26 protein-coding genes, 2 tRNA genes, 1 pseudogene and 1 CRISPR repeat array are annotated in these 26,333 nt (G+C 71.4%); of the genes and pseudogenes, 13 read left to right on the top strand and 16 right to left on the bottom strand.

The window, feature by feature from the left end:
* Positions 1 to 213 (top strand): annotated as a pseudogene (locus tag FK498_RS02320) (transposase); the annotation flags it as partial.
* A 102-nt stretch (positions 214 to 315) separates the two neighbouring features.
* Here the strand turns inward: FK498_RS02320 and FK498_RS02325 are convergent.
* From FK498_RS02325 to hisF, 3 genes are read right to left on the bottom strand one after another with little or no spacing between them, the layout of a single operon-like run.
* Positions 316 to 699, bottom strand: coding sequence for a histidine triad nucleotide-binding protein (locus FK498_RS02325; RefSeq protein ID WP_141851202.1), 384 nt, complete (start codon positions 697 to 699; stop codon positions 316 to 318).
* Between the two features lie 35 nt (positions 700 to 734).
* Positions 735 to 1,151 carry a phosphoribosyl-ATP diphosphatase gene (locus tag FK498_RS02330; protein WP_202614713.1) on the bottom strand — a complete coding sequence of 139 codons (417 nt, stop codon included), beginning with the start codon at positions 1,149 to 1,151 and terminating at the stop codon, positions 735 to 737.
* A 7-nt stretch (positions 1,152 to 1,158) separates the two neighbouring features.
* Entirely contained in the window at positions 1,159 to 1,932 is a 774-nt protein-coding gene (hisF, locus tag FK498_RS02335; protein ID WP_141851203.1) for an imidazole glycerol phosphate synthase subunit HisF, read from the bottom strand.
* Positions 1,933 to 2,221: 289 nt separating this feature from the next.
* On the opposite strand from hisF, the gene FK498_RS02340 reads away from it, so the two are divergent.
* From FK498_RS02340 to pip, 3 genes are all read left to right on the top strand, one after another.
* Positions 2,222 to 2,731, top strand: a complete 510-nt coding sequence (locus tag FK498_RS02340) for a lipocalin family protein (protein ID WP_141851204.1) — start codon at positions 2,222 to 2,224, stop codon at positions 2,729 to 2,731.
* 41 nt (positions 2,732 to 2,772) lie between these two features.
* The gene (locus tag FK498_RS02345) at positions 2,773 to 3,111 is read left to right on the top strand and encodes a PGPGW domain-containing protein (protein ID WP_141851205.1); all 339 of its coding nucleotides are present in this window, start codon (positions 2,773 to 2,775) and stop codon (positions 3,109 to 3,111) included.
* An 88-nt stretch (positions 3,112 to 3,199) separates the two neighbouring features.
* Positions 3,200 to 4,147 carry a prolyl aminopeptidase gene (gene pip / locus FK498_RS02350; RefSeq protein ID WP_141851206.1) on the top strand — a complete coding sequence of 316 codons (948 nt, stop codon included), beginning with the start codon at positions 3,200 to 3,202 and terminating at the stop codon, positions 4,145 to 4,147.
* Here the strand turns inward: pip and FK498_RS02355 are convergent.
* The 6 genes from FK498_RS02355 to FK498_RS02380 form a co-directional block, all read right to left on the bottom strand.
* Positions 4,101 to 4,472: a gamma-glutamylcyclotransferase family protein gene (locus FK498_RS02355; RefSeq protein ID WP_255581446.1), complete on the bottom strand. Its 372-nt coding sequence runs from the start codon at positions 4,470 to 4,472 to the stop codon at positions 4,101 to 4,103. The two genes, pip and FK498_RS02355, sit on opposite strands and share 47 nt — an antisense overlap.
* Positions 4,469 to 5,881 carry a phosphoglucomutase/phosphomannomutase PgmG gene (pgmG, locus tag FK498_RS02360; RefSeq protein ID WP_141851208.1) on the bottom strand — a complete coding sequence of 471 codons (1,413 nt, stop codon included), beginning with the start codon at positions 5,879 to 5,881 and terminating at the stop codon, positions 4,469 to 4,471. Before pgmG ends, FK498_RS02355 begins: the two co-directional genes overlap by 4 nt.
* Positions 5,882 to 5,895: 14 nt before the next feature.
* Positions 5,896 to 7,203 carry a UDP-glucose/GDP-mannose dehydrogenase family protein gene (locus FK498_RS02365; RefSeq protein ID WP_141851209.1) on the bottom strand — a complete coding sequence of 436 codons (1,308 nt, stop codon included), beginning with the start codon at positions 7,201 to 7,203 and terminating at the stop codon, positions 5,896 to 5,898.
* Between the two features lie 23 nt (positions 7,204 to 7,226).
* Positions 7,227 to 8,096 (bottom strand): UTP--glucose-1-phosphate uridylyltransferase, encoded by an 870-nt coding sequence (locus FK498_RS02370; protein WP_141851210.1) that lies wholly within the window; start codon positions 8,094 to 8,096, stop codon positions 7,227 to 7,229.
* Positions 8,097 to 8,392: 296 nt separating this feature from the next.
* Positions 8,393 to 8,478 (bottom strand) — tRNA-Leu (locus FK498_RS02375).
* A gap of 47 nt (positions 8,479 to 8,525) precedes the next feature.
* The gene (locus FK498_RS02380; RefSeq protein WP_370510866.1) at positions 8,526 to 10,265 is read right to left on the bottom strand and encodes a DUF6311 domain-containing protein; all 1,740 of its coding nucleotides are present in this window, start codon (positions 10,263 to 10,265) and stop codon (positions 8,526 to 8,528) included.
* Positions 10,266 to 10,405: 140 nt separating this feature from the next.
* On the opposite strand from FK498_RS02380, the gene dapB reads away from it, so the two are divergent.
* From dapB to FK498_RS02400, 4 genes are all read left to right on the top strand, one after another.
* On the top strand, positions 10,406 to 11,203 hold the full coding sequence (dapB, locus tag FK498_RS02385) for a 4-hydroxy-tetrahydrodipicolinate reductase (RefSeq protein WP_141851212.1): 798 nt from the start codon (positions 10,406 to 10,408) through the stop codon (positions 11,201 to 11,203).
* 109 nt (positions 11,204 to 11,312) lie between these two features.
* Positions 11,313 to 12,515 (top strand): methionine adenosyltransferase, encoded by a 1,203-nt coding sequence (metK, locus tag FK498_RS02390; RefSeq protein WP_141851213.1) that lies wholly within the window; start codon positions 11,313 to 11,315, stop codon positions 12,513 to 12,515.
* Positions 12,516 to 12,538: 23 nt separating this feature from the next.
* Positions 12,539 to 13,273 carry a tRNA (guanosine(46)-N(7))-methyltransferase TrmB gene (locus FK498_RS02395; protein WP_141851214.1) on the top strand — a complete coding sequence of 245 codons (735 nt, stop codon included), beginning with the start codon at positions 12,539 to 12,541 and terminating at the stop codon, positions 13,271 to 13,273.
* Positions 13,274 to 13,317: 44 nt separating this feature from the next.
* Complete coding sequence (locus FK498_RS02400) at positions 13,318 to 14,295, top strand: DUF3137 domain-containing protein (RefSeq protein ID WP_141851215.1); 978 nt, start codon at positions 13,318 to 13,320, stop codon at positions 14,293 to 14,295.
* 89 nt (positions 14,296 to 14,384) lie between these two features.
* Here FK498_RS02400 and FK498_RS02405 read toward each other — a convergent pair whose 3' ends face one another.
* From FK498_RS02405 to FK498_RS02415, 3 genes are all read right to left on the bottom strand, one after another.
* A complete protein-coding gene (locus tag FK498_RS02405) occupies positions 14,385 to 15,548 on the bottom strand; it encodes an amidohydrolase/deacetylase family metallohydrolase (RefSeq protein ID WP_141851216.1) in 1,164 nt (387 codons plus the stop codon).
* 123 nt (positions 15,549 to 15,671) lie between these two features.
* A complete protein-coding gene (locus FK498_RS02410; RefSeq protein WP_161988281.1) occupies positions 15,672 to 16,619 on the bottom strand; it encodes an aldolase/citrate lyase family protein in 948 nt (315 codons plus the stop codon).
* A 387-nt stretch (positions 16,620 to 17,006) separates the two neighbouring features.
* Positions 17,007 to 17,082 (bottom strand) — tRNA-Ala (locus FK498_RS02415).
* Positions 17,083 to 17,202: 120 nt separating this feature from the next.
* On the opposite strand from FK498_RS02415, the gene FK498_RS02420 reads away from it, so the two are divergent.
* The 4 genes from FK498_RS02420 to FK498_RS02435 are packed head-to-tail and all read left to right on the top strand — an operon-like array spanning position 17,203 to position 18,855.
* The gene (locus FK498_RS02420) at positions 17,203 to 17,493 is read left to right on the top strand and encodes a YggT family protein (RefSeq protein WP_141851217.1); all 291 of its coding nucleotides are present in this window, start codon (positions 17,203 to 17,205) and stop codon (positions 17,491 to 17,493) included.
* Positions 17,490 to 17,774, top strand: a complete 285-nt coding sequence (locus FK498_RS02425; protein ID WP_141851218.1) for a DUF167 domain-containing protein — start codon at positions 17,490 to 17,492, stop codon at positions 17,772 to 17,774. Before FK498_RS02420 ends, FK498_RS02425 begins: the two co-directional genes overlap by 4 nt.
* On the top strand, positions 17,771 to 18,619 hold the full coding sequence (gene folD / locus FK498_RS02430) for a bifunctional methylenetetrahydrofolate dehydrogenase/methenyltetrahydrofolate cyclohydrolase FolD (protein WP_141851243.1): 849 nt from the start codon (positions 17,771 to 17,773) through the stop codon (positions 18,617 to 18,619). The genes FK498_RS02425 and folD overlap by 4 nt, the downstream gene beginning before the upstream one ends.
* The gene (locus FK498_RS02435; RefSeq protein WP_141851219.1) at positions 18,616 to 18,855 is read left to right on the top strand and encodes a hypothetical protein; all 240 of its coding nucleotides are present in this window, start codon (positions 18,616 to 18,618) and stop codon (positions 18,853 to 18,855) included. Before folD ends, FK498_RS02435 begins: the two co-directional genes overlap by 4 nt.
* A 6-nt stretch (positions 18,856 to 18,861) precedes the next feature.
* Here FK498_RS02435 and FK498_RS02440 read toward each other — a convergent pair whose 3' ends face one another.
* Positions 18,862 to 19,356 carry a tellurite resistance TerB family protein gene (locus FK498_RS02440; RefSeq protein WP_141851220.1) on the bottom strand — a complete coding sequence of 165 codons (495 nt, stop codon included), beginning with the start codon at positions 19,354 to 19,356 and terminating at the stop codon, positions 18,862 to 18,864.
* Between the two features lie 151 nt (positions 19,357 to 19,507).
* Here FK498_RS02440 and FK498_RS02445 point away from each other — a divergent pair, with 151 nt between their 5' ends.
* Positions 19,508 to 20,047 carry a BPSL0067 family protein gene (locus FK498_RS02445; protein ID WP_202614714.1) on the top strand — a complete coding sequence of 180 codons (540 nt, stop codon included), beginning with the start codon at positions 19,508 to 19,510 and terminating at the stop codon, positions 20,045 to 20,047.
* A gap of 83 nt (positions 20,048 to 20,130) precedes the next feature.
* Positions 20,131 to 21,620: direct repeats of the CRISPR family, unit length 36 nt; unit sequence GCTGCGGTTTGCGGCCGCACCGGGCATCGCTACACT.
* A gap of 48 nt (positions 21,621 to 21,668) precedes the next feature.
* Here the strand turns inward: FK498_RS02445 and cas2 are convergent.
* Genes cas2 through cas9 form a run of 3 tightly spaced genes read right to left on the bottom strand, consistent with a single transcriptional unit; the run spans position 21,669 to position 26,315 of the window.
* The gene (cas2, locus tag FK498_RS02450; protein WP_202614715.1) at positions 21,669 to 22,022 is read right to left on the bottom strand and encodes a CRISPR-associated endonuclease Cas2; all 354 of its coding nucleotides are present in this window, start codon (positions 22,020 to 22,022) and stop codon (positions 21,669 to 21,671) included.
* Positions 21,994 to 22,935 carry a type II CRISPR-associated endonuclease Cas1 gene (gene cas1 / locus FK498_RS02455; protein WP_141851221.1) on the bottom strand — a complete coding sequence of 314 codons (942 nt, stop codon included), beginning with the start codon at positions 22,933 to 22,935 and terminating at the stop codon, positions 21,994 to 21,996. The genes cas2 and cas1 overlap by 29 nt, the downstream gene beginning before the upstream one ends.
* Complete coding sequence (cas9, locus tag FK498_RS02460; protein WP_141851222.1) at positions 22,932 to 26,315, bottom strand: type II CRISPR RNA-guided endonuclease Cas9; 3,384 nt, start codon at positions 26,313 to 26,315, stop codon at positions 22,932 to 22,934. The genes cas1 and cas9 overlap by 4 nt, the downstream gene beginning before the upstream one ends.
* Between the last annotated feature and the right edge of the window lie 18 nt (positions 26,316 to 26,333).

Consider the following 26,333-nt stretch of genomic DNA (forward strand, 5'->3'; position numbering starts at 1 on the left):
CCCGTGACGGTCGGGTTGCGGCTGTTCCTGCCCGACAGTTGGACCGCCGATCCCGAGAGGATGCGGCGCGCGGGCGTTCCGGCGGCGTTCCAGGCCGCGCGGACGAAGCCCGAGATCGCCATCGAGGAGATCGAGCGGCTGCGCGGGGCTGGGCTGCGCTTCGGCACGGTGCTCGCCGATGCCGGCTACGGCCTGAGCGTCTCCTTCCGTCAGGCGCGCCATCCAGCACCATCTGCTCGGCTTGCAAAGCCGACGATGTCCGCTTTGCAGCCGCAGCCTCGCCAGTAGAGCCGCCCCTATTCTGCCAAAGTAGTGCTAATCCTTCGCGGGCAGCATCCTGCCGAGACTCCGCCCGCCGAAGATGTGCACATGGAAATGCGGCACTTCCTGGTGCCCGTGCACGCCCATGTTGGTCAGCACGCGATAGCCCGACACTTCCAGCGACAGGTCCTTCGCCACCTTGCCGACCGCACGCCAGAACCCGGCGATCTCGGCATCCGAGGCGGAGGCGGAAAAGTCCGCAAGCGACACGTACTGCCCCTTCGGCACCACCAGCACATGCACCGGCGCCTGCGGGTTGATGTCGTGGAAGGCGAGCGCCCACTCGTCCTCATGCACCTTCCGGCACGGGATCTCGCCGCGCAGGATGCGGGCGAAGACGTTCGAGGGATCGTAGGGCGGCAGGCCGCTGACAGGCATGGCGAACGCTCCGTGGAACCGACGGAGCGCCTCGCCTACCACACCTTCCTGGTTCCCGGCAGCCGCCGCGCCGCAGGCTGGGCGCGCGCGGCCTTCTCGGCGATGCCGCTCACGCCCTGGCGCCGCTCGAGCTCCGCCCAGACGGCGCCGGGACGGATGCCCGCATCCACCCACACGACCATGAGGTGGTAGAGCAGGTCGGCGCTCTCGGCGATCACGCCGTCGCGGTTGCCGCGGGTCGCCTCGATCACCGCCTCGACCGCCTCCTCGCCGAGCTTCTGCGCGACCTTCGCGGTGCCGCGCGCGAGCAGCCGGGCGGAGTGGGAGAGTGCGGGGTCGGCACCCTTGCGCGACTCCACGGTGGCCCAGAGCCGGTCAAGGATCGTCCCGTCAGCGGGTTCGGTGGCGCCGGGGGGGCGGCGTGGCCTGGCCGTCCTGGCGGTCTTGGCCATCGCCGCCTCAGACCGCCCGCGCAGCCACCGGACGCACCGGCAGGCCGGCCGAGGCCAGCGCCGCCTTGGCCGCGGACACCGTGAAGGTGCCGAAGTGGAACACGCTGGCGGCGAGCAGGCCCGTGGCCCCGGTGCGCGCGCCCGCGACGAAGTGTTCGAGCGTGCCCACCCCGCCCGAGGCGATCACCGGCACCGGCACCGCCTCGGCGACCGCGCGGGTCAGCGCGAGATCGAAGCCCTCGCCGGTGCCGTCGCGGTCCATGCTGGTGAGCAGGATCTCGCCCGCGCCGCGCGCGGCCGCCTCGCGCGCCCAGGCGATCGCGTCGCGCCCGGTGCCGCGCCGGCCGCCATGGGTGAACACCTCCCATCGGCCGGGACCGGCCTGTTTGGCGTCGATCGCCACGACGACGCACTGGCTGCCGAACTTGGCGGCGGCCTCGCTGATCAGCTCCGGCCGCGCCACGGCGGCGGAGTTGATCGAGGCCTTGTCGGCGCCGGCGAGCAGCAGGCGGCGGATGTCCTCCACCGACCGGACGCCCCCGCCGACGGTGAGCGGCATGAACACGCAGGCGGCGGTGCGCGCGACCACGTCGAGGAGGGTGTCGCGGTCGTCGGCGGAGGCGGTGATGTCGAGGAAGGCGAGCTCGTCGGCGCCGGCCTCGTCGTAGACCCGCGCCTGCTCGACCGGGTCGCCGGCGTCGCGCAGGTCGACGAAGTTGACGCCCTTGACCACCCGTCCGTCCTTCACGTCGAGGCAGGGGATGATCCGGATGGTCAGCATCGGGTGGCGGCGACTCCGTCCTTGCGCGTCGCGGTCCCGTCTTCTGCGCCCGCCGAGTCGGCGGCGCAAACGAAAAAAACGAAGGGCGGGTGCGGACGGCGCAGGGCAGGCCGCGCCCGGAAGAGGGCGTCGGGGCATCGGCCGCCCTGCGCCTGCCGGCGCGACCCGCGTCACGGTCTGGCGGAGCGGCACGCGATACTGCCGCTGCCGCGCCCGGCAGGCCCCTTCAAATCCGGCGTAAAGGGATAAAGTCGTAAAGCGATAAAGCGCACACCGACCCGCCGGGCCCATGCACCGCCTCGCCGCCGCCCTCGTCCTGCTGCTCGCCGCCTGCACCTCCCCGCCTGCCGGGATCACGCCGGTGCGCTTCGATCCCGACCGCTACCTCGGCACCTGGTACGAGATCGCCCGGCTCGACCACCGCTTCCAGCGTGGCGATGTGAGCGCCACCGCCACCTACGCCGCCAACCCCGACGGCACCATCGCGGTCACCAACCGCGGCTGGCGCGCCGACGGCACGGAACGGTCGGTGACCGGCACCGCCCGCTTCCTCGGCGCGCGCGACACCGCGAGCCTCGCCGTGACCTTCCGCTGGCCTTTCGAGGGCGGCTACCACGTCATCCGCCTCGATCCGGACTACCGGATCGCCCTCGTCTCCGGCCCCAGCCGGGACTATCTCTGGCTGCTCTCTCGCACCCCCACCCTGCCCGAGCCCGTGATCGCGGAGTGGCTCGAGACCGTCCGCGGCCTCGGCTACCCGGTCGAGCGGGCGGTGCTCTCCCGCCCCCCGCCGGCCTGACGCTTGCCCCCCGCCGTCCCGCGCGGCATATCGCCCGCGCCATGGCGCGCCGCCGCGAATACCTCACCATCCCCCGGATGCTGCCGCCGCGGCCGCCCAGCCGCTGGGCCCGGCGCGCCAAGATCCTGGCGGGCTGGGGCTTCATCCTGCTCGGCATCGCGGGGTTCTTCCTGCCCTTCCTGCAGGGCTTCCTGTTCCTCGCGGTCGGGCTCTACATCCTGCGCGACGAGTATGCCTGGGCGCAGCGCATGATCGACTGGCTCAGGCGCAAGTTCCCGCGCCACGCCAAGCAGATGGACCAGGGCGCGGAGCGGGCGCAGGCGTGGCTGACGCGCTGGCGCCGGCGCGTCCGGCGGACCGTCTACCAGGTCCGGCGCTGAGTCTCCGCCCTTGAACTGACCGCCCCGGCCCGGCTGGAATGGGACTGGCCCGCTGCCCGCCGAGGGCCGTGGCCACGGCGTCGAGACCATGCCCCGCAGCGACCTCTATCCCGACATCGCGCCCTACGAGAGCGGCTACCTGCCGCTCGACTCCGGCCACACGATGTACTGGGAGCAGGTCGGCAGCCCGTCGGGGCTGCCGGTGCTGTTCCTGCACGGCGGCCCGGGCGCAGGCGCGGGCGCGGTGCACCGGCGCTTCTTCGATCCCGGCCGCTTCCGCGTCGTCATCTTCGACCAGCGCGGCGCCGGCCGGTCGCGCCCGCTCGGCAGCCTGGCCGCCAACGACACGCCGCACCTGATCGCCGACATCGAGCGCCTGCGCGAGCGGCTGCGCATCGACCGCTGGGTGGTGTTCGGGGGCTCCTGGGGCTCCACGCTCGGGCTCGCCTACGGGCAGGCCCATCCCGACCGGGTGGCAGGATTCGTGCTGCGCGGGATCTTCCTCGGCCGCCGGCGCGAGATCGACTGGTTCCTCTACGGGCTCGCCCGGTTCTTCCCCGAGGCCTGGGCCGCCTTCGCAGGCCACGTGCCGCAGGACGAGCGCGGCGACCTTCTGGAGGCGTACTGGCGTCGCCTGACCGATCCTGATCCGCAGGTCCACCTCGCCGCCGCACGCGCCTGGAGCGTCTACGAGGGGTCATGCTCGACCCTGCTGCCGAGCCCGGAGACCGTCGCCTCCTTCGCCGAGGACCGCACGGCACTCGGGCTCGCGCGGATCGAGGCGCACTACTTCCGCAACGGCCTGTTCCTGCCCGAAGGCGGGCTGCTCGCGGGGATGGACCGGATCGCCCACATCCCGGGCGAGATCGTGCAGGGCCGCTACGACATGATCTGCCCGCCCGAGAGTGCCGCAGCACTCGCGGCCGCGTGGGACCGCGCGCGGCTGACGATCGTGCCGGATGCCGGACATTCGGCGCTGGAGCCCGGGATCAGGGCGGCGCTGCTCGCCGCGATCGAGCGGTTCCGCGGGCGGTAGCGCGCGTCCGATGCGCGATCCAGGCGCGCGCGGCGAGTGTCGCGCCGTCGCAGAGCACGCGCACTGTCACGAAGCGGTAGAGCGGCCCTTCGTAGGCGTGCAGCTGCCGCAGCACGGCCGGCGTCACCTCGGCGACCAGCCCGTGCACCGCGCCGCGCGCGTCGCGCACCAGCGTCGGATACGGCGTCCCACGCAGCGCCACCCGGCGGTATCCCGCGAGCAGCGCCGGGCGTGCCTCGCGCACGAACCGGTCCTCGCCGGCGACGCGGCGCGCGACCGCCGGGTCCATCAACGTGCCGTAGAGGAAGACGCGCAGCGCGGTCAGTGCCCGGCATGCACGCCCGAGAAGTCCGGGGCGGCAAGACCCGAGGCCCCAAGCTGGTCGGCGAGCGCCTGCTTCAGGCGCTCGAGCCCCGCCTCGCCGGTCATCGACTCGGCGCGCGCGACCAGCACGGCCTGGGTGTTGGAGGCGCGCAGCAGCCACCAGCCGTCCGGCGTGCGCACGCGCACCCCGTCGATGTCGTTCACCTCCGCGCCGGCCGCCTTCAGCCGCGCGGCCACCTCCTTCACCACCTGGAACTTGCGCACGTCGTCGCAGTCGAAGCGCAGTTCGGGCGTGTTCACCACCCTGGGCAGCGACTTGCGCACATCCGAGAGCTTCCGCGCCATGCGCGCGAGCACGCCGAGGAAGCGCACGCCGGCATAGAGGGCATCGTCGAACCCGTACCACCTGTCGGCGAAGAACACGTGGCCCGACATCTCGCCCGAAAGCGGCGCCTTGGTCTCGGCCATCTTCGCCTTGATCAGGCTGTGCCCGGTCTTCCACATCAGTGGCCGCCCGCCGGCCTCAGCGATCGCGTCGAACAGCACCTGGGATGCCTTGACGTCGCTGATGATGGTCGCGCCGGGATGGGCCTTCAGCACGTCGCGCGCGAGGATCAGCAGGATCTGGTCGCCGAACAGCACCTCGCCCTCGTCGTCGACGATGCCGATGCGGTCGGCATCGCCATCGAAGGCGATGCCGACATCGGCCTGCGTCTCGCGCACCTGCGCGATCAACGCCGCAAGGTTCTTCGGCACGGTCGGGTCGGGGTGGTGGTTGGGGAAGCGGCCGTCGATCTCGCCGAACAGGATCGTGTGCCGCCCGGGCAGGCCGGCGACCAGGCGCTTCAGCACCTCCCCGGCCGCGCCGTTGCCGTTGTCCCAGACGACCCTGAGCGCGCGGTCGCCGCCGTCCCAGTCCTCGAGGATGCGGGCGATGTAGGCGCCGGCGATGTCGACGTCCTCGATGCGGCCCTTGGCTTCCGGCACGACGTCCCCGGCCTCGGCCATCCGGCCGATCGCCTGGATCGCGGCGCCGAAGAACGGCTTGCCGGCCTTCACCATCTTGAAGCCGTTGTAGTCGGGCGGGTTATGGCTGCCCGTCACCTGGATCGCGCCGGCGCAGCCGCGCGCGCGGTCGAGGTAGTAGAGCATCGGCGTGGGGCCGACGCCCATGCGCAGCACGGTGAGTCCGCAGGCCGCGAGCCCGTCGACCAGTGCCGCCTCGAGCTCGGGCCCGGAGAGGCGCCCGTCACGCCCAACCGCGACCGTCCCGCCGCCGTCGCGCACGACGAGCGAGCCGAACGCGCGGCCGATCGCGAAGGCGTCCTTGGCCGAGAGCGTGCGACCGATGGTGCCGCGGATGTCGTACTCGCGCAGGGTCGTGGGATCGAAGCGGTGGCTGAACGCCATGATCGTGGTTTCCTTCAGCTGCGGCCGATCGAGCTGTAGGCGAAGCCGGCTTCGCGCATCGCCGCCGGGTCGAAGATGTTGCGCAGATCGACCACCACGCGCCCCTTCATGACCGCGGCCAGCCGGTCGGGCGGGATCGCACGGAACTCGTTCCATTCCGTGATCACCACGAGCGCGTCGGCACCCTGCGCGGCATCGTAGGCGTCGCGGCAGTACACCACCGCGGGCGGCAGCAGCGGCCGTGCCTGGTCCATGCCCTCGGGATCGAAGGCGCGCACGACGGCACCCGCCTCCACCAGCCGCGGCACGATCGCGAGCGAGGGCGCATCGCGCATGTCGTCGGTCTCGGGCTTGAAGGTGAGGCCCAGCACCGCGATCGTCTTGCCCTCGACCGAGCCGCCGCAGGCGGCGATCACCCGTTCGGCCATCGCGGCCTTGCGTCGGTCGTTCACCTCGACCACGGTCTCGACGATGCGGACCGGGCTTCGCACGTCCTGCGCCGTGCGCACCAGGGCCAGCGTGTCCTTGGGGAAGCAGGAGCCGCCGAAACCCGGGCCCGCGTGCAGGAACTTCCGCCCGATCCGGCCATCGAGCCCGATCCCCTTGGCGACATCGTGCACATCGGCACCCACCTTCTCGCAGAGATCGGCGATCTCGTTGATGAAGGTGATCTTGGTGGCGAGGAAGGCGTTGGCGGCGTACTTGATCAGCTCGGCCGTCTCCAGCCCGGTGAAGACGATCGGCGTCTCGATCAGGTAGAGCGGACGGTAGAGGCGGCGCAGGACCATGCGCGCCCGTTCGCTGTCGGTCCCGATCACCACGCGGTCGGGGCGCATGAAGTCGCCGATCGCGCTGCCTTCGCGCAGGAACTCCGGATTGGAGGCGACGGCGATGTCGAGTTCGGGGCGCGCTTCCTGCGCCAGCGCGGCCACCTTGCGGCCGGTGCCGACCGGCACGGTCGACTTGGTCACCAGCACTGTCGGCCCGGTGAGAGCGGCGCAGACCTCGCGCACCGCCGCGAACACGTAGGAGAGATCCGCGTGACCGTCGCCGCGGCGCGAGGGCGTGCCGACGGCGATGAACACGGCGTCGGCCCCGTTCACCGCCTCGGCGGTGTCCGTCGTGAAGTGAAGTCGCTTGTCCGCGACGTTGCTCGTCACGAGCTCCTCGAGCCCCGGCTCGAAGATCGGGATCCTGCCCAGCTTCAGCGCCTCGATCTTGGCGGGGTCCTTGTCCACCACCGTCACATCGATGCCGAACTCGGCGAAGCAGGCGCCGGAGACGAGGCCGACATAGCCTGCGCCGATCATCGCGACATGCATGGTTCAGCGCTCCTCGGGCGAGGTCAGAGGTAGCTCTTGAGGAAGCCGCGCACCCTGCCGGCGAGATCGGGCCTGCTCAGCGCGAAGGCGATCTGCGCCTCGAGGAAACCCGCCTTGTCGCCGCAGTCGAAGCGCCGTCCCTGGCAGCGCAGGCCGTGGAAGGGTTGGCGTCCGATCAGCCGCGCCATCGCGTCCGTGAGCTGGATCTCGCCGCCAGCCCCCTTCTCGAACCGCGCGATCTCGGCGATCACCTCCGGCATCAGCACATAGCGGCCGACGATCGAAAGCGTGGACGGCGCCTCCTCGGGCTTGGGCTTCTCGACCAGGCCGAGCACCTCGGCCACCCGTCCGTCGTCCTTGCCGACCTTCAGGATGCCGTAGCGGTTGGTGTGTTCGCGCGGAACCTCCTCGACGGCGATCACGTTGCCGCCCGTCTCGGCATAAACATCCGCAAGCTGCTTCACCCAGGAGACCTCGGCCAGCACGAGATCGTCGGGCAGGATCACCGCGAAGGGATCGGCGCCGACGAAGGCGCGTGCGCACCAGATCGCGTGCCCCAGCCCGAGCGGCACCTGCTGACGCACGCTCATCAGCGATCCCGGCGGCATCGCCGTGCTCTCGAGCAGCGCCAGCGCCTCGGTCTTGGCACGCTCCTTCAGCGTGTGCTCGAGCTCATAGGCGAGATCGAAATGTTCCACCAGCGCGGTCTTGCCGCGCCCCGTCACCAGGCAGAACTGCTCGATCCCGGCCGCGCGCGCCTCCTCGATCGCGTACTGGATCAGCGGCTTGTCGACGACCGGCAGCATCTCCTTGGCCAGCACCTTGGTGGCCGGCAAGAAACGCGTGCCGAGCCCGGCCACAGGCAGGACGGCCTTCTTCAGCGGCTTGCGCACGGAACGCACCTCATCGTGTGGCGGAGGAGACCCGTCTCGGCGCCAGCGGGACCGGCGCCCCAGCCGCACCGCGGACTTCCTGCCACAGCGTCCGGTTCGCGACAACCGCGGCGCGAGTGGCGCGGCCGCCGGCGGGGCTTGGCACCGGACCGGGCCGTCCGCCATCGTCGTGCCATGCCGTGCCGCTGCCGATCGACGCCCCGCTGCTGCCGGCCCGGCACGCTGCGCGAGAAGCCGTTCGGCCGGACACGCGTGGCCGAGCCGCAGCCGGCGGCGAGCTATCGCGCAGGATAGGGTGGTGCGGGCGGTGGGAGTCGAACCCACAATTCCCGAAGGACGCGGATTTTAAGTCCGCTGCGTCTGCCAGTTCCGCCACGCCCGCCGACCGTACCGTAGCATCGTCGCCTCGCCGCCATCGCGCCAGAGCCGCTAGCGGCAGGCCGATGCGCCGAAGCCGTCATCGTCGGCGCCCCACCACCCCGGTGCCAGGACCATCAGGAGGTCGATCATCTCCAGGAGATCGCGGTCGGGATCACGGCTCGCGCGCGCCAGCGCGATCGCGCCGGCGTCGCCGAGCACATAGAGGGTGCAGGGCTCGAAACGCCCGGTGCCCAGACGCTCGGCCATCGCCGCGTTCACGCGCGCCACGCGGCGCGGGTCGATCCGGGCGAAATACACGGCATCCGTCTCCAGCCCCATGGTCGCGGCATAGACCGCAACCTCCTCCCACCATGCCGCCTGGTTGCGGTTCGGCACCACGCGGATGCGGCTGTAGCGCCGGGCCGCCTCGATCCAGAACGGATCGCCGAGCCGCAGCGGCACCACCGCCGGCTCGGGCGCGAAGAAGTGCGCAAGCCGCGCGAAGCCCGGGCGGAGATCGGCGATCTGCACCGCGAGTGCCGCCGCGAGCACGAGGCCCGCACGGCGTCCGCCGAGCACGCGGACCAGCGTCAGCGCGGCGGCCACCAGCGCCGCATAGGCGACCGGCCAGAGGAAGCGCTCCGAAGCGCGCAGGGCATCGGCGTAGCGCAGCACCTCCGCGGAGAGCTCGAACAGCACCACCTCCCGCCCGCCGATCGAGACCCGGTGCGTCACCGCCAGCGCCAGGAACGCGGCCAGCGCAAGCAGCAAGGGCCAGTGGGCGTGCAGGAAGGCGCGCGGTCGCGTGGCCCAGGCGAGCGCGCCGGCGGCCAGCAACAGCAGGCTGCCGAGCCCGGCATAGGAACTCCCCGCCTCGAGATGCCCGGGCCCAGGCAGGTCGGGCAGGAAGGCGCCCCAGTAGGACGGATCGAACGGGGCAAGCAGGTCGAGCTGCATCCGGCCGAACCCGCCCCAGGTGCCGCCGAAGCCCTCGGAGAGCACGAAGAACCCGGCGGCCCACAGCCCGAGCAGGCCGGCGCCAGGCGCGGCCAGCGCCTCGGCGGCGAGAAGGGCGGACCGGCGGGGCGGATCGGCGGCGCGGGCGAGCCAGTCGGCGGCCCAGAGCCCGGCGACCATCACCAGCAGATAGGCGTGGATCAGCGCGGTCGCGAGCACGAGCGCGGTCCAGGAGGCGAGCCGCCGCCAGCCCGCGCCGCGGGTCAGGCAGAGAAGCAGTCCGGCGAGCAGGACGAACTGGCCGCCGAGCGCGAAATGCCCGCCCATCCGGTGCAGAAGCATCGGCTGCAGCACGAACAGCGCCGCGCCCGCGAGCCGCGGCAGCATCGCCGTGGTGCCGAGCCCGATCAGACGCCAGGCGAGCAGCGCCTGCAGCGCGCCGCAGGCATAGAGCCAGAGCCCCCAGTACTGCGCCACCTCGACGAGCGGATCGAGCGCCTTGAACAGGAAGGCGAGCAGCGGGATCGCGTCGGCGTAGAAGATCGAGGAGCTGAGCTCCATCCCCCAGCCCGGGTTCAGGCCGGGGGGCCAGCCCCACTCGGTGCGCTTGAAGAAGGTGTAGCCCAGCCAGTACTGTACCGGATCCGGACCGATCCGGCCCGACAGGATCCAGCCGGTGTGCGCGGGCGGCAGGATGTGGCCGCCATACACGGCCCGGACGATCACGAGCCCGGCCAGGACGGCCAGAAGTCCGCCGAGGAGCGAACGGCCGCGCCGACTCCTCGCTGCGGTCGGCGCCGGTCGTGGGTGTTCCGTGACGTCGCGCGGCATTCTTCGGCTGGATGGTGCCATCGCTCTACGGCCAAAACCGGGCCGGTCAAGCGTCCGTGTGCCCGGAGGCCGTGCTGCCGGTGATGCTCCGCGCCTCGGATTGACGTTCCGAGCCCTTCCCCACACGGTGCCCCTCGCAAGACCACGGCATGGAGGGGCGCATGAGGATCGGCATCGCCGGAGCGGCCGGGCGGATGGGGCGGCTCCTGGTCCAGGCGGTGGCCGGGCGCGGGGACGCGGTGCTCGCCGGCGGCACGGTGCGGCCGGGCGGCAAGGTGGGGGCCGATCTGGGCATGCTCGCAGGGATCGGGCCAAGGGAGATCGCCGCCACCGATGATCCAGCCGTCCTGTTCCAGGCCGCCGACACGGTGATCGACTTCACCCATCCGGCCGCGCTGGCCACCCATCTCACGCTCGCCGAACGCCACGGCAGGGCGCTGGTGATCGGCACCTCCGGCCTCAGCCTCGAGCAGGAGCGCGCGATCGCCGAGACCGCGCGCAGCGTGCCGATCGTCTATGCCGCCAACTTCTCCGCGGGCGTCGCACTCCTGCTCGCGCTGGTGCGCCGGGCCGCGGAGACGCTGGGGCCCGAATACGACATCGAGATCGTCGAGATGCACCACCGCCAGAAGATCGACGCGCCTTCCGGCACCGCGATCGCCATGGGCCGGGCGGCGGCGGCCGGGCGCGGCATCACGCTGGAGGACAACATGGAGTCCGGCCGGCACGGCCACACGGGCAGGCGACGCGACGGTGCGATCGGCTTCGCCGCGCTGCGCGGCGGCCAGGTGGTGGGCGAGCATACGGCGATCTTCGCCGCCGCGACCGAGCACCTGACCATCGGCCACCGCAGCTTCGACCGCCGCGTCTACGCCGAGGGCGCGGTACGGGCCGCGCTCTGGCTGGCGGGCAAGCCCCCTGGCCTCTACGGGATGGAGGATGTGCTCGGGCTGCGCTGAGCCCCGCCCAGCCACGCGCGCCCTTGCCTTGACCCCGCCGCCGTTCCCTGCGACACCCCCCCGCCGCCGAAGCCCCCCCACTCCACGCGACAAGAGGACGACTAAGGCCATGCGCGCGAAGGGCGAGTATCTCTTCACCTCCGAATCCGTCTCGGAGGGCCACCCGGACAAGGTCGCCGATCGGATCAGCGACACGATCGTCGATGCCTTCCTGGCGGCCGATCCCTATGCGCGCGTGGCCTGCGAGACGCTGGTGACCACCAACCGCATCGTGCTCGCGGGCGAGGTGCGCGGCCCCGACCACCTCACCCACGAGCACCTGATGCATCTCGCCCGCCTCGCGGTGCGCGACATCGGCTACGACCAGCCGGGCTTCTCGTGGAAGGATGCCGAGGTCTCCTGCCACCTGCACGCGCAGTCGGCCGACATCGCCATGGGCGTGGACGCAATCGGCAACAAGGACGAGGGCGCGGGCGACCAGGGCATCATGTTCGGCTATGCCTGCACCGAGACCGAGCACCTGATGCCGGCGCCGATCCACTACGCGCACCTGATCCTGCGCCGGATGGCGGAGCTGCGGCGCAACAAGGATCCGCTGGTCGAGGGCTTGCTGCCGGATGCCAAGAGTCAGGTGACGCTGCTCTATGTCGACGGCAAGCCGGTGAAGGCGACCTCGATCGTCGTCTCCACCCAGCATGTCGAGCATCGCGACGGCAAGCCGTTCGAGCAGTCCGAGATCAAGCGCATGCTCTGGCCGATCGTCGAATCCTCGCTGCCGCCGGGCTGGATGTGCCCGGAGGAGGAGTTCTACGTGAACCCCACCGGCAAGTTCGTGATCGGCGGTCCGGACGGCGACTGCGGGCTCACGGGCCGCAAGATCATCGTCGACACCTATGGGGGGGCCTGTCCGCATGGCGGCGGCGCCTTCTCGGGCAAGGACCCGACCAAGGTGGATCGCTCCGCGGCCTATATGTGCCGCTACCTCGCCAAGAACGTGGTCGCCGCCGGCCTCGCCGACCGCTGCACCATCCAGGTGAGCTACGCGATCGGCGTCTCGAAGCCGCTCTCGGTCTATTTCGACCTGCACGGCACCGGCAGGGACATCGACGAGGTGAAGCTCGCCAAGGTGGTGCAGGAACATGTCAACCTGTCACCCCGCGGCATTCGCGAGCACCTGCACCTGAACCGGCCGATCTACGTGCCGACCTCCGCCTATGGCCATTTCGGCCGCGAGCCGGACGAGGAGAAGGGCACCTTCACCTGGGAGAAGACCGATCTCGTCCCGGTTCTCAAGGCCGCCTTCGGCCGCTGACCTGACGGTTCACCAGGGGTGATGTGGCGTCTCCGCGCGACGAGGCCCCTCCGCGGTCGAAGAAGCTCGATCGTCCGCCGGTCGAACGGCTGTACGGGCGGCGCCGCGGCCACGCGCTGAGCCCGCGCCAGCGTCGCCTGATCGACCTGACCCTGCCGCGCGCGCGTCTGGCCGCTGCGGCGGCTTGCGATCCGCGCGCCGCCTTCCGCGCGCCCGTGCGCGAGGTCTGGCTCGAGGTCGGGTTCGGCAGTGGCGAGCACACTGCGGCGCTGGTCGAGGCCGATCCGGAGGTCGGCGTGATCGGCTCGGAGGTGTTCGAGAACGGCATCGTGTCGTTGCTCGGCCGCTACATCCCCGAAGGCGCGGAGGCAACCGCGCTCCCGCCGGCCAACCTGCTGCTCTGGCCGGAGGATGCGCGCGCCCTGCTGCGGCTCCTGCCCGACCGGGCGCTGGCGCGGCTGTTCCTGATGTTCCCCGACCCGTGGCCGAAGGCGCGCCACGCCCGCCGCCGCTTCGTCCACCCGATGCTGTTGCCCGAGATCGCGCGCGTGCTCGCGCCGGGCGGGGAGTGGCGCATCGCCTCCGACGATCCGACCTATCAGGCTTGGGTCGCCGAGACCTTCGCGCAGCAGCGCCTGTTCGAGATCGTCGCGGTCACGGATGCCCGGCCGGCGGGCTGGCCGGCGACGCGCTACGAGGCGAAGGCGCTGCGCGAGGGCCGCCACCCGCGCTACTGGAGCCTGATCCGCCGCGACTGACCGCATGCTCGACACCGTGTCCTTTGGCACGGCAGAATGATCCGATGACGGATGCAGAGGCTGACCGGGAGCGCCGCGCCGCGGACGCGGCACGTCGAGAACGGCTCGACGAGCTGCTGAACGACCGTGTCGCGCCGAAGCTCGCCGAGCTGCGCGCGAAGCAGCGCCGCTATCGGGGCTGGGCGCTGTTCTCGGGGGTCGGCGGCCCCGTACTCGGCGGGCTGTGCCTCGCGGTCGGCGACCCTTGGGCGATCTTTCTCGGCCTCAGTGCGCTGGTATTCGGGCCAGGGCACGCCGCCTACGTTGCCAGGCGCTACCACCAGGCGGCCCGCGCCGTCGTCACTCCCGTGGTGTGCGAGGCGATCGGCGGGATTACCCACGAAGAGAATGTCCGCGGCGGTGACGTGCACCGGCTGCGGCGCGCCAAGCTTGTCACGCCCTTCAGCTCGGCCGAGATCGACGACGTGTTCCAGGGCTCGCATGACGGCATCGCCTTCGTCATGATGGAGCTGCATCTGCAGAGGGTGACGCGGACCGCCAGCAGCAGGGGCAGGCGCGGGCGTTCGACACGAACGCACACCATTTTCCGCGGCCTGATGTTCATGATCGCGATCCCCCGACGCATTCCGGTGCCGATCCTGATGCGGGGGCGTCCGCGGTGGTTCGGCACGCCGTGGCGGCTTGCCGACGGCCAGCTCGAGGGGATGCAGCGGATCGATATCCCCGACGAGGCGTTCGCGCGGCACTTGTCGCTCTGGACGACCGACCCGGCGCAGGCTGCGCAGGTGATCACGCCCCCCCTTGCCGCCGTGATGGCGAGGCTCGCGGCTTCCGCCGGGCGGAGGGGGATCGATGCGGCCTTCGACTTCGACCAGTTCCTGCTGCTCCTGCCGCGCCGCGGGGACCAGTTCAGGGTCGGCGGACTGTTCCGGAGCGTCCGGCGCCTCAGGGCGGATGCGCATCGGCTGCTTGACGAGATCCTGACGGTGCACCGGCTGATCGAGACGCTGAAGGGGAGCTAGCGCAGCCCCCGATCAGGCGGACTCACCTGATCGCTTGAAGATGCAGACCAGGAAAACGCCGGAGCCGGTTCCGACAGGCCGGACCGGCCCTAGGCGCGGGCGAAGGTGACACCCTCGCGCACGTGCCAGAGCCGCCCGCCGAGCACCACGCCGTCCGCGACGATGCGCCTGTCGCCCTCGAGATGCTCGCCCACCACATCGACATAGTCGAAGCGGCCCTGCTCGAGCGACAGGATGGTCGCCTCGCCCGGGCTGCCGGGGCGGAGGCTGCCCAGTTCCGGCCGCCGCAGCGCCGCGGCGGCGTTCACCGTGCTGGCGCGGATCACCTCGGGCAGCGAGACGCCCAGGCAGAGGAACTTCGACAGCGTCGTCACTTGGTCGAAGGCCGGGCCGTTGATGCAGAGCGTGTGCACGTCGGACGAGATCGTGTCCGGCATGAAGCCATTCGCCAGCATCGCGCGCGCGGTGCGGAAGGCGAACGAGCCCTTGCCGTGGCCGATGTCGAAGATCACGCCGCGCTCGCGCGCCGCCAGCACCACCTGCTTGACCCGGCCCTGCGGCGTGACCGGCGCGTTCGGGAAGGGGCGGAAGGCGTGCGTCAGGATGTCCCCGGGTCGCAGCCGCTCGACCACCTCCTCGTAGGAGGGCGGCGGGTGGTCGATATGCGCCATCAGCGGCATGCCCGCCTCCTCGGCGACCTGCAGCGCGATGTCGAGCGGTGCCACGCCGGACGTGCCGGAGGCGTGCCTGCCGACGCGCACCTTGATGCCGACGATCACATCGCGGTTGGCGTCCGCCACCGCGACCGCGTCGATCGGGTTCATCAGCCGCATCTCCTCGCTCTCGCCCACCATCACGCGCTCGGAGAATCCGAAGATGCCGGCATGCGAGACATGCAGATAGGCGAGGATGCGCACCTCGCTTCGCTCGATGACGTGCTTGCGGAAGCCGGCGAAGTTGCCTGGGCCGGCGCTGCCGGTATCGACCGCCGTGGTCACACCCGAGTTGCGTCCGAAGGTGTCGGCATCGATGCCGAGCGAGGTGCCGTGCACATAGACGTGGGTGTGCAGGTCGATCAGGCCGGGCGTGACGATGCGCCCCGTGACATCGCGCACCTCGGTGCCGGGTGCGCGCGGCAGCGACCGGCCGAGACGCGCGACCTTGCCGCCGGCGAAGCCGATCTCGGTGACCTCGTCGAGGTTCTGCGACGGGTCGATGACGCGTCCGCCGGTGAGGATGAGATCGAAGTCCATCAGGCGCGGTCTCCCTGGGTGCATTCGCGGTGCCGGACGTGCAACGGGTAGCGGATGATCGCCGCTGCGACCATCCCCGTTCGCGGCCCGGCAGCCCCGTCCGGGCGCAGCGGCGCCGGGGGATCATGCCGGCATGGCGCGACGCTGATGGGCGCGGCCGATCCGCGCGGTCTCCTCCGATCCGCCCGCGATCACGCGCCCCCCTTCGTCCAGGCGCGCAACGATCGTCTCGGGCGTGCAGGCTTCCAGGAAGGCAAGGCCATTGGCGCGGCAGGCGGCGAAGACGCGCGCGCGCGCCTGCTGCATCTCGGGCGGATAGGGCTGGCGCGGCACGTCGAGGAGGCCGAGCAGCGCGAGGCCGAGATCGCCCGGTCCGAGTTCGGCGAAGCCGAGGCCCGGTACGGCAAGGATCTGCTCGCAGCGTGCCACCCCTTCCGGGCTCTCGATCTTCACGCCGAGCAGCAATTCCCCCTCGGGATTGAGCGGCCAGGGGTCGCAGCGGCGCATATACGCCTCCTCCGAGAGCCCCCAGACCGGCGCGGCGGTGGCTTCCGAACCGCGCCCGCGCGTGCCCACGCCGAGCTGGCCCGGCGCAGGTCGCGGCGCCGGAGTGCCGCGCATGCGCGCAAGCGGCGAGGGCAGTGCCGGATCGACGCCGAGCCTCTGGTGCGGATAGCGGCAGGCCTCCACGAAGGCGCGCACGGCATCGGCCGACTCCGCCTGGCACAGCAACACGCCATGGACACCGCGGCCGAGGATCTGGCGGAACTGCCAAGCGTTGTGCCGCACCGTCGCCTCGTCGGTCCCGTTCACCGGCGCCTCGACGATCACCGCCGGCGTGCGGTGACCGGAGCGCGTCGGTCCGGCATCGACCAGGCCCCGCATGTACTCGGCGAGGCCGGCCAGGTCGAAGGCGCCATGTTCCATGCCGATATTGATGTAGTCGGCCCAGGTGCCCCCATCGGCACGGCCCTGCGCGGCGGTCAGCAGGTGGCCGGTATGATGCCCGGCATAGTAGACCGCCTGGCCTTGCGCGAGCAGCTCGATTGCCCTGTTGATGCGCCCTGCCATCGCTTCCTTCCGCCTCCCTCCTTGCCCCCTGCGCCCCGCACCGCGACGGCGGACATGCCGGTCTTGCAAGCTGCCGTGAGCGTCAGCGTCGCACGGACGGGGAGAGGAATCATCGATGCGCGAGCGGAGCCTCGGCGGATCGGGCATCCGGGCGGATTGGCAGCGGCATCGCGCCCTGCGCGACGGGCTCGCCCTGGCGGTCGAGGCGATCGTGATGGCGGTGAGAGGCAGTCTCGGCCGGCGGCAATCCGGCGCTGGAGCCGGTGCCGACCTGCCGGAGGGGACTTCAGGGCCTGCTCGCACGCAGCATCGCCCGCTTGGTCCGATCCGCGGGACCGGGGGCGGCGCCAGCGGCGGAGCCGACGGCGGTCCGGGCGGCGGGGATGGTGGTGGAGCTGAGGGGAATCGAACCCCTGACCTCCTCATTGCGAACGAGGCGCTCTCCCATCTGAGCTACAGCCCCATCCCGCGAGGCGGGCGTTATCTTCCGGCCCCCCTTGGAAGTCAAGGACGCCCGGCTTGCGCCCGGCGCCGGCTCGCCGCTAGGGTCCGCGCGCCCCCCAGGAACCCCGCCGGAGCCCTGATGTACGCACTTCTCTGGCTGATCGACACCGCGCTCAGCATCTATGTCTGGGTGCTGATCATCGCCGCGGTGTTCTCGATCCTCACGGCCTTCAACATCCTGGACACGCGCAACCGCCTGGTCTGGACGGTCGGCGACTTCCTCTGGCGCGTCACCGAGCCGGCACTGCGGCCGATCCGCAACGTCCTGCCCAATCTCGGCGGCATCGACATCAGCCCGCTGATCCTGATCCTGCTCCTGCAGGCGGCGCGGATCTTCCTCTCCACCACCGTCGCCCCGGCCTTGCTGTGAGTCTGACCATCGCCGTGAAGGTCACGCCGAAGGCGCGCCGCGCGGGCGTGCTCGGGATGGCACCGGGCAAGGACGGCGCGCCGCTCCTGCGCCTCGCGGTCACCGAGGCGCCGGAGGAGGGGCGTGCCAACGCGGCCGTGCTGCGGCTGCTGGCCGACCGCCTCGGCGTCGCGCCCTCCGCCTGCACGCTGCTCCGCGGGGCTGCCTCGCGCCGGAAGCTGATCCGCGTGGAGGGCGATACGGCCGCACTTGCGGCGAGGCTCGCGGCATGCGTGCGATGACGGCCGCGACGCTCGACGGTCGGGCGATCGCCGCCCGGGTGCGGGCGCGCGTGGCGGCGGAGGCCCGCGCCGCCGGGCTCGTGCCGGGACTGACGGTGGTGGTCGTCGGCGAGGATCCTGCCAGCCAGGTCTATGTCCGCAACAAGGCCAAGGCCGCCGCGGCCGCGGGCTTCCGCGCGGCCACCATCGCCCTGCCGGCCGAGACCACCGAGGCGGCGCTGCTCGCGATCATCGCCCGGCTCAACGCCGATGAGGAGGTGGACGGGATCCTGGTGCAGCTGCCGCTGCCGAAGCACATCCGGCCCGAGGCGGTGATCGAGGCGATCGATCCGGCCAAGGACGTGGACGGGTTCCACCCGGTGAACGCCGGCCGGCTCGCGATCGGCCGGCCCGCCCTGGTGCCCTGCACGCCCAAGGGCGTGATGACCCTGCTCGCCGAGGCCGGTGTGACGCTCACCGGAGCGCGCGCGGTGGTGCTGGGGAGGAGCGCGATCGTCGGCAGGCCGATGGCGGCGCTGCTGACCGCCGCGGATGCGACCGTCACCCTCGCGCACAGCCGCACCCGCGACCTTGCCGCCGAGTGCCGGCGCGCCGAGGTGCTGGTCGCCGCCGTGGGCCGTGCCGAGATGGTGCGCGGCGACTGGATCGCCGAGGGGGCGACCGTGATCGATGTCGGCATCAACCGCCGGCCGGACGGGCGGCTGGTCGGCGATGTCGCCTTCGCCGAGGCCGCCGAGCGCGCGGCCTGGATCACGCCCGTGCCCGGCGGGGTCGGGCCGATGACGATCGCTTCGCTGCTCGAGAACACGCTGATTGCGGCCAAGGCGCGGCGCGGCCTGGCATGATCGCGTGGCGCGCGCTCCAGGTCGTCGCGGTGCTGGCGCTGCTCGCCTGTCTCGACCTCGCGCTGAAGGCGAGCCCGCTCGGCGGCGAGGGCTGGAATCCCGGCCGATTGCTCTACGCTGGCAGCGGCATGGTCACGGCGCTGACGCTCTTCGCGCTTGCTGCGATCGGCATCGGCCAGCGGCGGCTGGCCGACCGGCTGGCACGCATCGAGCAGTCACTCGCCCGCCGCCCGTAGCCGCGCTCAGCCCCAGTTCAGCGCCGGCGCGCCGTGCTTGGCGTGGATCGCATCCACCAGCCGGTGCTCGAGCCCGAGCCGACCGGCGAGCCGGCGCAACCACTCGTGCTCCTCCGGCGCGTCGAGGTCGATCGCCATGAGGCTCGCGACGTAGAGCTCGACCGACCGGCGGGGGCTGTCGCAGCAGCCCTCGACCACCCGCTCGATGTCGAGCGGGGCGCGGAACTCGCGCTGCAGCCAGTCCTGCACGTCGGGGTCGAACTGCGCCGGCCCGATGCGGTCGAGCAGGCGTTCGCGCTCGTCGTCGGTGAGCTTGCCGTCGGCCTTGGTGGCGGCGATCATCGCCCGCACCAGCCGCAGCGCGTGATCCGTCGCGGCTGGGCTGTGCGGCATGATCGCGCCGTCGTGACCCTCTTCGGCGGTCGTGGTGAGCACGTGCTGGGCGGCGGCGCGCTCCACCTGGGCGGCGAGGGCACCGGACCAGTGTCTCCTGGCGCTCATCGGGCTGCTCCTCCCTGCTGTGTGCCCTCATATGGGGAGCGCCCGCCCCGGTTGCATTGACCTGGGTCAGGAGCGGGGGGCGTGAGCCCGCTCACTCGGCGGGGGGCGATGGCCGAGTACAAGGTCCCTCACCGGAACGGAGGACGGGCCGATGCCGAAGGGCACACTGGCCGAGCTTCAGGCCATGGCGAAGGCCGACAAGGGCTTCACCGGCAAGCCCGAGATGCTCGAGTTCCACAAGGCCGCGAACCTGGCCAAGTGGAAGACGCGCACCACCCAGGTGGGCAACGGCCAGTGTCCGATCCTGCCGCAGGTTGCCTCCGGTGCGCCGAAGGTGAAGTTCTGGCGCAAGGGGCCGCTCGTGAAGGGCAACCTCGCCGTGCCCGAGGGCACGGTGATCGCAGCAGGCTGGAACGAGGCGGGCCGGTATCCCAACCGCAAGCACGGCAACCATGCCGCGATCTACCTGCGCCAGACCGCGAAGGGGCTGGTGGTGCTGGACCAGTGGGGCGGCAAGGACATCGCCAAGCACGGCTTCGAGCGCACCCTGCCGTTCGGGGCGCGCAAGGGCGACGACATCGTCAACGGCGGCGACTACTTCCACGTGGTCGTGACCGAACGGTTCATCACCGAGTTCGAGTACATGATGATGGAGATCGGCCGCGCGCTTGCCGCCACGGCGGCGTTCTGAGTGTGCGCCGGTTCACGCCGTGGACTTGGATGCGCCCGTTCGATCCGCAGGGCCTCGCCACCGCGAGGTCCTGCGGATCGAACGCTGCGGTTTGCGGCCGCACCGGGCATCGCTACACTGATGCCGACGGGATCGTGACGTTGTGGTTGCTGCGGTTTGCGGCCGCACCGGGCACCGCTACACTTCGCCCTCATAAATCGCTTCGTGGGTGAGCGCTGCGGTTTGCGGCCGCACCGGGCATCGCTACACTGGACGGGTGGCGGCGCATCGGTCGCTGTGCGCTGCGGTTTGCGGCCGCACCGGGCATCGCTACACTGCCGCGCGGCGGCGCCGGGACGACAGCGAAGCTGCGGTTTGCGGCCGCACCGGGCATCGCTACACTCGAGACCGACGCACAGGGCAACCCGTCCAGGCTGCGGTTTGCGGCCGCACCGGGCATCGCTACACTCATGAGCGAGGCGCATCCCGTCGCACGCCAAGCTGCGGTTTGCGGCCGCACCGGGCATCGCTACACTGGACGGGTGGCGGCGCATCGGTCGCTGTGCGCTGCGGTTTGCGGCCGCACCGGGCATCGCTACACTGCTGGTTTCGTCGGGCGCCCCCACACCAGGGGCTGCGGTTTGCGGCCGCACCGGGCATCGCTACACTTGGTTGAGCGCACACGACGTCACGATCAAGGCTGCGGTTTGCGGCCGCACCGGGCATCGCTACACTACGCATAGGGATTGTCCCTATATAATGCCGGCTGCGGTTTGCGGCCGCACCGGGCATCGCTACACTCCTCGTCATAGCGCCCGGCATTGAGCTTCTGCTGCGGTTTGCGGCCGCACCGGGCATCGCTACACTGGCGCTGGCGGGCCGGCGCGTCGCCGATTTGCTGCGGTTTGCGGCCGCACCGGGCATCGCTACACTGCACGCCGAGTACGACCCTGCGGCCACCGAGCTGCGGTTTGCGGCCGCACCGGGCATCGCTACACTCCTCCGGCGTGATCTTGAACGTGCCATTCCGCTGCGGTTTGCGGCCGCACCGGGCATCGCTACACTCTGCGCTTCGTTCCACAACGGCACCATCTCGGCTGCGGTTTGCGGCCGCACCGGGCATCGCTACACTGAAACCGCCAAGAAGCTGACCGAGTTGTATGCTGCGGTTTGCGGCCGCACCGGGCATCGCTACACTGCGCTGGATCACCTCGGTCGTTGTCGCTGCGCTGCGGTTTGCGGCCGCACCGGGCATCGCTACACTCCGCGGCGCCTGCCACACTTCACCGGCGGCGCTGCGGTTTGCGGCCGCACCGGGCATCGCTACACTGTGAGTATGAACGTGCCCATGCGGCTGGTGGCTGCGGTTTGCGGCCGCACCGGGCATCGCTACACTCGAGTGGGAGAGCGTGCCTCAGCCGATGCTGCTGCGGTTTGCGGCCGCACCGGGCATCGCTACACTCGCTTGTTGCACATCCTTGTCGACACTAGCGCTGCGGTTTGCGGCCGCACCGGGCATCGCTACACTGCGGAAGCGCGCGACTTCGCTAGCGCCAGGGCTGCGGTTTGCGGCCGCACCGGGCATCGCTACACTGCCCTTCCGGCAACCGCCTGAAACGGCACACGAATCCGCCGGCGCATGCTAGAAAAACTCCAGCTGCGCCGGCGGAGTCTCCGGGGGTTTCCGCCGTTTTCCGGCGAACACCTGGATCCGCGCGAACTGCGCGTCCGTCACCGTCAGGAACCGCACCTCCCCCTCCGCCGGAACCCGCAGGCCCATCCGCCGGATATGCGCCGTGGCGCTGTCTAGGCTCGCGCAATGCCGGAAATACACGCTGAACTGCATCATCGCGAATCCGTCCGCCAGCAGATCCTTGCGGAAGCGAGCATAGGCGCGCCGGTGCGCCTTCGTCTCCACCGGCAGGTCGAACATCGCGAACACCCACACGGTGCGCCAGGCGATTGGGTCAAGAAGGGGCGGGCGCGGCGCCCTCATCCGGCTCCTCCGCTGGCTCGGGCAGGCCCGTCGGGTCCTCGGGCAGCCGCAGCAGCATCCGCCTTCCCCCGAAGCTTGCCGCCAGCGACGCGGCAGCCCGGTGCAGCGCAAGCCCGAGCGGCATCGCCTGCCCGTCCATCCCCACCGCGATGTTCAGCACGCCGAGCAGATGCGCCTTGCGCGTCCTGTCAAGCTCGCCCTCGGCCAGCCCGGCCCGCGCCATCTCCCACACCACCCCGTCGACGAACGGACGGAACGGCTCCATCAGGTCGGAGGCGAGCGCGAAGGCATCGCCGCGGTTGGCGTGGAACAGGCCCACGCCGGCCAGCAGCCCGGCGCCGACGACGGCCCGCGCGGTCGCCGCGCGCAGCACCGCATAGCCGTAGTTCAGCAGCGGGTTCGGCGCCGCGCCGGAGCGGTCGCGCCGGAACGCCGGGCCGAGCAGCCGCGGCCAGTAGCGCTGCGCGCCCTGCGCCTCCAGGTTCTCGGGGTCGCCCGAGCGCACGCGCGCGGCCATCGCATCGAGCCCCGCGTCCTGCCCGGTGGCGCGGCGCAGCAGGTCGGCCTGCCGGCGCAGCTTGCAGGCGACGATCGCCTGCCACAGCCGCTTGGCGAGCGGGCGCGGGCAGGCGAGCTGCGCGCGCTGCCGCTCGCCGGCAAGCGCGTTGGCGGCATAGGGCAGCAGCACGCCCACCGGCATGTGATCGGGGCCGCACAGGATCGTCGCGACCTTCGCCTCGGCGAGTGCCGCGAGCAGCGCGTGGGTGTAGGTGACCTGGGGGTTGTCCACGATCAGCAGGGCGAGGTCCTCGACCGGCACGGTGGGCGCACTGCCGTCCTCGCGCGCCACCACGAGCTGGCGGTGGCGCAGGCTGAGCCGCGCGGGAGACGAGACCTCCACCGTGCGCGTCATCGCGCCGGCCTCCAGCGGCCGATCGGATCGACGGAGATCTTCCGCCAGCCGTCGTTGACACAACTCGGGCCGAGCGAGACTTCAGGCTTAGGCTCGTTCGCCGAATGAAGTGGCTTGTAAAAGATGCGCCCTGCCGCATTGACCTTTCGAACGAGCGCGAATTGCCGGAGCCCATCATTCTCACGACAGAGCACGTCGCGCGGTCGCAGCGCCATCACCAGCCGTCCGCCTTCCGGGTGCTCGGGCCGCACGGCGGGTTCGCCCCGTTGCACGCGCACCAGCGCTTCACGCTTCGTCGCGACGAGGTATCGAATGGTCTCGCCGTCGCGGTAGATCGCGATGTGGTGGTTCGTGCCCGGCCCGAGCTCGGCATGGATGTTCTTCGTGGCGTGCACGCGCATCACGCCCTCCTTCCGCCGCATGTGCAGCCGCACCCGTCGAATCACCGGTCCGCGCTCCGCCGTGATGCCGAACTTTGCCCATTTTCTGCGCACCCTATCCGTCAAAGGCAGTCGGATTTCCTGCGCAAGCAGTGCCTTGAGCCGCCGCTGCGCCGTGCCATCTGCTGCCTTGCCGCGCTTCTTCCGCTCCAAGACGAGCCCGTTGGCTGCCAGATGATCGAGGATCGCCTGCCGCACTCCCGCGTCGGCGATCCAGGCGTCTCCGCCGTCCTCGGGCGTGCTCAGGATCTCCGAAGCACTGAGATCCGCCACCGCCTTGCGCTTGACGTAGATCGCCGAGCCGGCGGCCTCGCGCTGCCCCGTGTCGCCGAGCCGCGTCTCCTCGTGCAGCGGTCCCGACAGCTTCGCCTGCACGCGATGGCTGACCAGGATCGCCTCCACCGCCGTCTTGGCGTCCTCGCGGAAGCCGGGCCAGGGCAGGTGGAAGCCGGGCGGGCGCGGGCCCGTCTCACGGCGCTGCCACCAGCGCGACAGTTCCGCCACCGTGCGCGGGGTGGTCAGCGCCACCGCCAGCGCGTCAACCGCGTGGTGGCGCAGATCCTCGCGCACCTTCAGACCGTCGTCGTCGCCAAGATCCAGCAGCTTGCCGAGGCCGATCCCCCACGCACGGCGCAGCAGCGCCGTCGCCCGTCCCGGCACCGGCTGCACCGCATCCAGCCCCGCCTGCCCGCCGCCGAACAGCAGCCCGAGATAGGGGCGCGCGGCGCGGGCGATGAACGCCGTGTCCACCAGTTGGCGGTTCGTGAAGCCCGCCTCGTCGGTCTCCGGGTCCTCCAGCCTCGCCTTCAGGCAGCGCCGCAGCTTCGCCTCCGGCCAGCCGGCGTTTTTCATCTGCGGCCAGACGATCGTCGTCAGATGGGTCCAGCGGTCGGCGTCGCCCGACAGCCACTCGAACGGCGTGCGCCGCCCCTTCGCCGCGTTCTCGCGGGCGAAGCACAGCACCTTGTTCGCCTGCGAATCGTCGAAGCTGCGGCTGACGGGGAAGATGTGGTCGATCTGCGTCGCCGTCGGATCGAGCGCTTCGGTGCAACTGATCGTCTTGCCGGGGTGCGAATAGGGGCAGCGCCCGCCCTGTTCCTTGCAGAGCAGCCAGCGCAACACGTTCTCCTCGCCCTCCGGCCCCTCCGCCGGCTTGCCGAGTTCCGCCACCTTCTTGCGTGCCTCGTCGCGCGCCCGCTCGCGCTCGCGCTGGCGCTTGTCGGTCTCGCGCCGCTCCTCGGCCGACTGCTTGAGATCGCGTGCGAACTCCAGCCGGATCACGTCGGGCCGGCCGTGCGCGCGCAGGAGCGTGTTCACCACCTTGCGCAGCTCGCTGAGCGTGCGCAGCACGGTCGGGTTGCGGATGCCGGCGAGCAATGCCGCCATGCGCTCGCGCACCCAGGCGTCCTTGACCTTGTCCAGCTCCGACAGGTTCGGCACCGGCAGCCGGGCAAGCGGCGCACCGCTGTCGCGGTGGGCGCCATAGACCCGTTCCACGGCCGTCATGTACGGCACGCCCGACTCCAGCAGCGGCAGCAGCGTGCGCATCGCCGCGAGGCTGTGGCGTGCCGCGCCGTCCGGCAGGTCGAGACGCGACAGCGCCTCCGCCGCCTGCGGCGGCAGCCCCCACTCGGTGCGCGCGCGCTCGGCCAGGGCGGCGCGCTCGGCCGCGATCCCAACGTGATCGTGGATTTCGAGGATCGCGCCGCCCTTCGTCGGCCGATACTCGATCCGGTGCCAGGTGCGGCCGATCTCGGCACGGATCGTCTCGCGCATCGCCTCCGGCAGCGCATCCCAGGCCGCGCCCAAGGCGGTCCTGAGCGCGGCCTCGGTCGCATTGCCGCGGATCGTCGCCTTCTCGCCGCGCTCGTGCGTGAAGCGGTCGCTCCGCCCGATCCCGATCGCCGCGCGCAGGCCCGCCCAGGTGGGGCGGCGCTCGGTCTCGAGATACGCGATCGCCATGGCCCGCTCGGCCGGATCGAGCTCGCGCTGGTTGCCGCGCTCCAGCCGGAGCGCGTTGACGAGCTGGAGCATCTCGAAGCGCTGCGTCAGCCACTCGGCCTTCAGCGCCCGAGGTTCGCCGGGTTCGAGATCGTCCGTGCCGACGGTGCGGGCGCGAAAGAAGGTCGGCCGCTGGGCCAGCGCGACCGTCTCGATCCGTGCCTTCAGGTCAGGCGTGAGCAGCGTCGGATGGTGTTTCGCCTGCTCGGCCCACAGCGCCTCGAACTCCTCGCGCACCATCGGGCGCGTCTGGCCGACGGCGCGCCGACGTGGCGTGTCCCAGAGCGCCGGTGTGGTCCCGTCGGGCTTCAGATGATCGTCCGATTGCAAGTAGATCGCGAGCTTCCGCCCCGCCATCCGCGCCGCCAACGCCTCGCCGCGCGCCCGCTCCTCTGCCTCCTCGCGCGCTCGCTCGTCGGCCGGTTCGGGCGGAGAAGCCAACGCCCTGCCGCGCCGGCGCCGCCCGCGCGGGGCCTCCTCGTCGTCTACCTCGGCGGTCGCGGGGGCTGGCTCGACCGGGCCGACCTTGCGGCTGCCCTGGAAGCCGCGGCGCTTGAGGAGATGGAAGATCGCCCACCCGGCTTCTTCAGCCGAAAGGGCACCCTCCAAGCCGCGGGCACGGAGTGCATACGGGTCCTGCCCCGTCGGCGGCTGCGCACGCTCGTCAGGCAGCAGCCCTGCCTCCGCGAGCAGGGCGCGCAGGTGCACACGCCGCCAACGGCGGCGCCGCACCTGTCGACGCATCAGCCGCTTCTGCCGACGCCCTGCGTTGAGCGGGGCGCCTGGCCCCTGCGTGTCGATCTCGCGCGTTTCGGGAAACACGCGCACGCCGAGCCGGACGATCTCGCCGTTTCCCTCAGGCGTGCTCCACCCGTCCCAGCGGATCACGGCGAACCCGACCGAGGTCACGCCGAGATCGAAGCCCCAGATCGTTTGCATGACGATGCCCCCTTGGAT

It is taken from the genome of Elioraea sp. Yellowstone (assembly GCF_006704265.1).
Lineage (GTDB): Bacteria > Pseudomonadota > Alphaproteobacteria > Acetobacterales > Acetobacteraceae > Elioraea.

Excerpts from the sequence above, each read along its gene's own strand:
- FK498_RS02325 (WP_141851202.1), bottom strand. The coding sequence starts at position 699 with ATGCCTGTCAGCGGCCTGCCGCCCTACGATCCCTCGAACGTCTTCGCC.
- FK498_RS02330 (WP_202614713.1), bottom strand. The coding sequence starts at position 1,151 with ATGGCCAAGACCGCCAGGACGGCCAGGCCACGCCGCCCCCCCGGCGCC.
- hisF (WP_141851203.1), bottom strand. The coding sequence starts at position 1,932 with ATGCTGACCATCCGGATCATCCCCTGCCTCGACGTGAAGGACGGACGG.
- FK498_RS02340 (WP_141851204.1), top strand. The coding sequence starts at position 2,222 with ATGCACCGCCTCGCCGCCGCCCTCGTCCTGCTGCTCGCCGCCTGCACC.
- FK498_RS02345 (WP_141851205.1), top strand. The coding sequence starts at position 2,773 with ATGGCGCGCCGCCGCGAATACCTCACCATCCCCCGGATGCTGCCGCCG.
- pip (WP_141851206.1), top strand. The coding sequence starts at position 3,200 with ATGCCCCGCAGCGACCTCTATCCCGACATCGCGCCCTACGAGAGCGGC.
- pgmG (WP_141851208.1), bottom strand. The coding sequence starts at position 5,881 with ATGGCGTTCAGCCACCGCTTCGATCCCACGACCCTGCGCGAGTACGAC.
- FK498_RS02365 (WP_141851209.1), bottom strand. The coding sequence starts at position 7,203 with ATGCATGTCGCGATGATCGGCGCAGGCTATGTCGGCCTCGTCTCCGGC.
- FK498_RS02380 (WP_370510866.1), bottom strand. The coding sequence starts at position 10,265 with ATGGCACCATCCAGCCGAAGAATGCCGCGCGACGTCACGGAACACCCA.
- dapB (WP_141851212.1), top strand. The coding sequence starts at position 10,406 with ATGAGGATCGGCATCGCCGGAGCGGCCGGGCGGATGGGGCGGCTCCTG.
- metK (WP_141851213.1), top strand. The coding sequence starts at position 11,313 with ATGCGCGCGAAGGGCGAGTATCTCTTCACCTCCGAATCCGTCTCGGAG.
- FK498_RS02400 (WP_141851215.1), top strand. The coding sequence starts at position 13,318 with ATGACGGATGCAGAGGCTGACCGGGAGCGCCGCGCCGCGGACGCGGCA.
- FK498_RS02405 (WP_141851216.1), bottom strand. The coding sequence starts at position 15,548 with ATGGACTTCGATCTCATCCTCACCGGCGGACGCGTCATCGACCCGTCG.
- FK498_RS02410 (WP_161988281.1), bottom strand. The coding sequence starts at position 16,619 with ATGGCAGGGCGCATCAACAGGGCAATCGAGCTGCTCGCGCAAGGCCAG.
- FK498_RS02420 (WP_141851217.1), top strand. The coding sequence starts at position 17,203 with ATGTACGCACTTCTCTGGCTGATCGACACCGCGCTCAGCATCTATGTC.
- folD (WP_141851243.1), top strand. The coding sequence starts at position 17,771 with ATGACGGCCGCGACGCTCGACGGTCGGGCGATCGCCGCCCGGGTGCGG.
- FK498_RS02435 (WP_141851219.1), top strand. The coding sequence starts at position 18,616 with ATGATCGCGTGGCGCGCGCTCCAGGTCGTCGCGGTGCTGGCGCTGCTC.
- FK498_RS02440 (WP_141851220.1), bottom strand. The coding sequence starts at position 19,356 with ATGAGCGCCAGGAGACACTGGTCCGGTGCCCTCGCCGCCCAGGTGGAG.
- FK498_RS02445 (WP_202614714.1), top strand. The coding sequence starts at position 19,508 with ATGCCGAAGGGCACACTGGCCGAGCTTCAGGCCATGGCGAAGGCCGAC.
- cas2 (WP_202614715.1), bottom strand. The coding sequence starts at position 22,022 with ATGAGGGCGCCGCGCCCGCCCCTTCTTGACCCAATCGCCTGGCGCACC.
- cas1 (WP_141851221.1), bottom strand. The coding sequence starts at position 22,935 with ATGACGCGCACGGTGGAGGTCTCGTCTCCCGCGCGGCTCAGCCTGCGC.
- cas9 (WP_141851222.1), bottom strand. The coding sequence starts at position 26,315 with ATGCAAACGATCTGGGGCTTCGATCTCGGCGTGACCTCGGTCGGGTTC.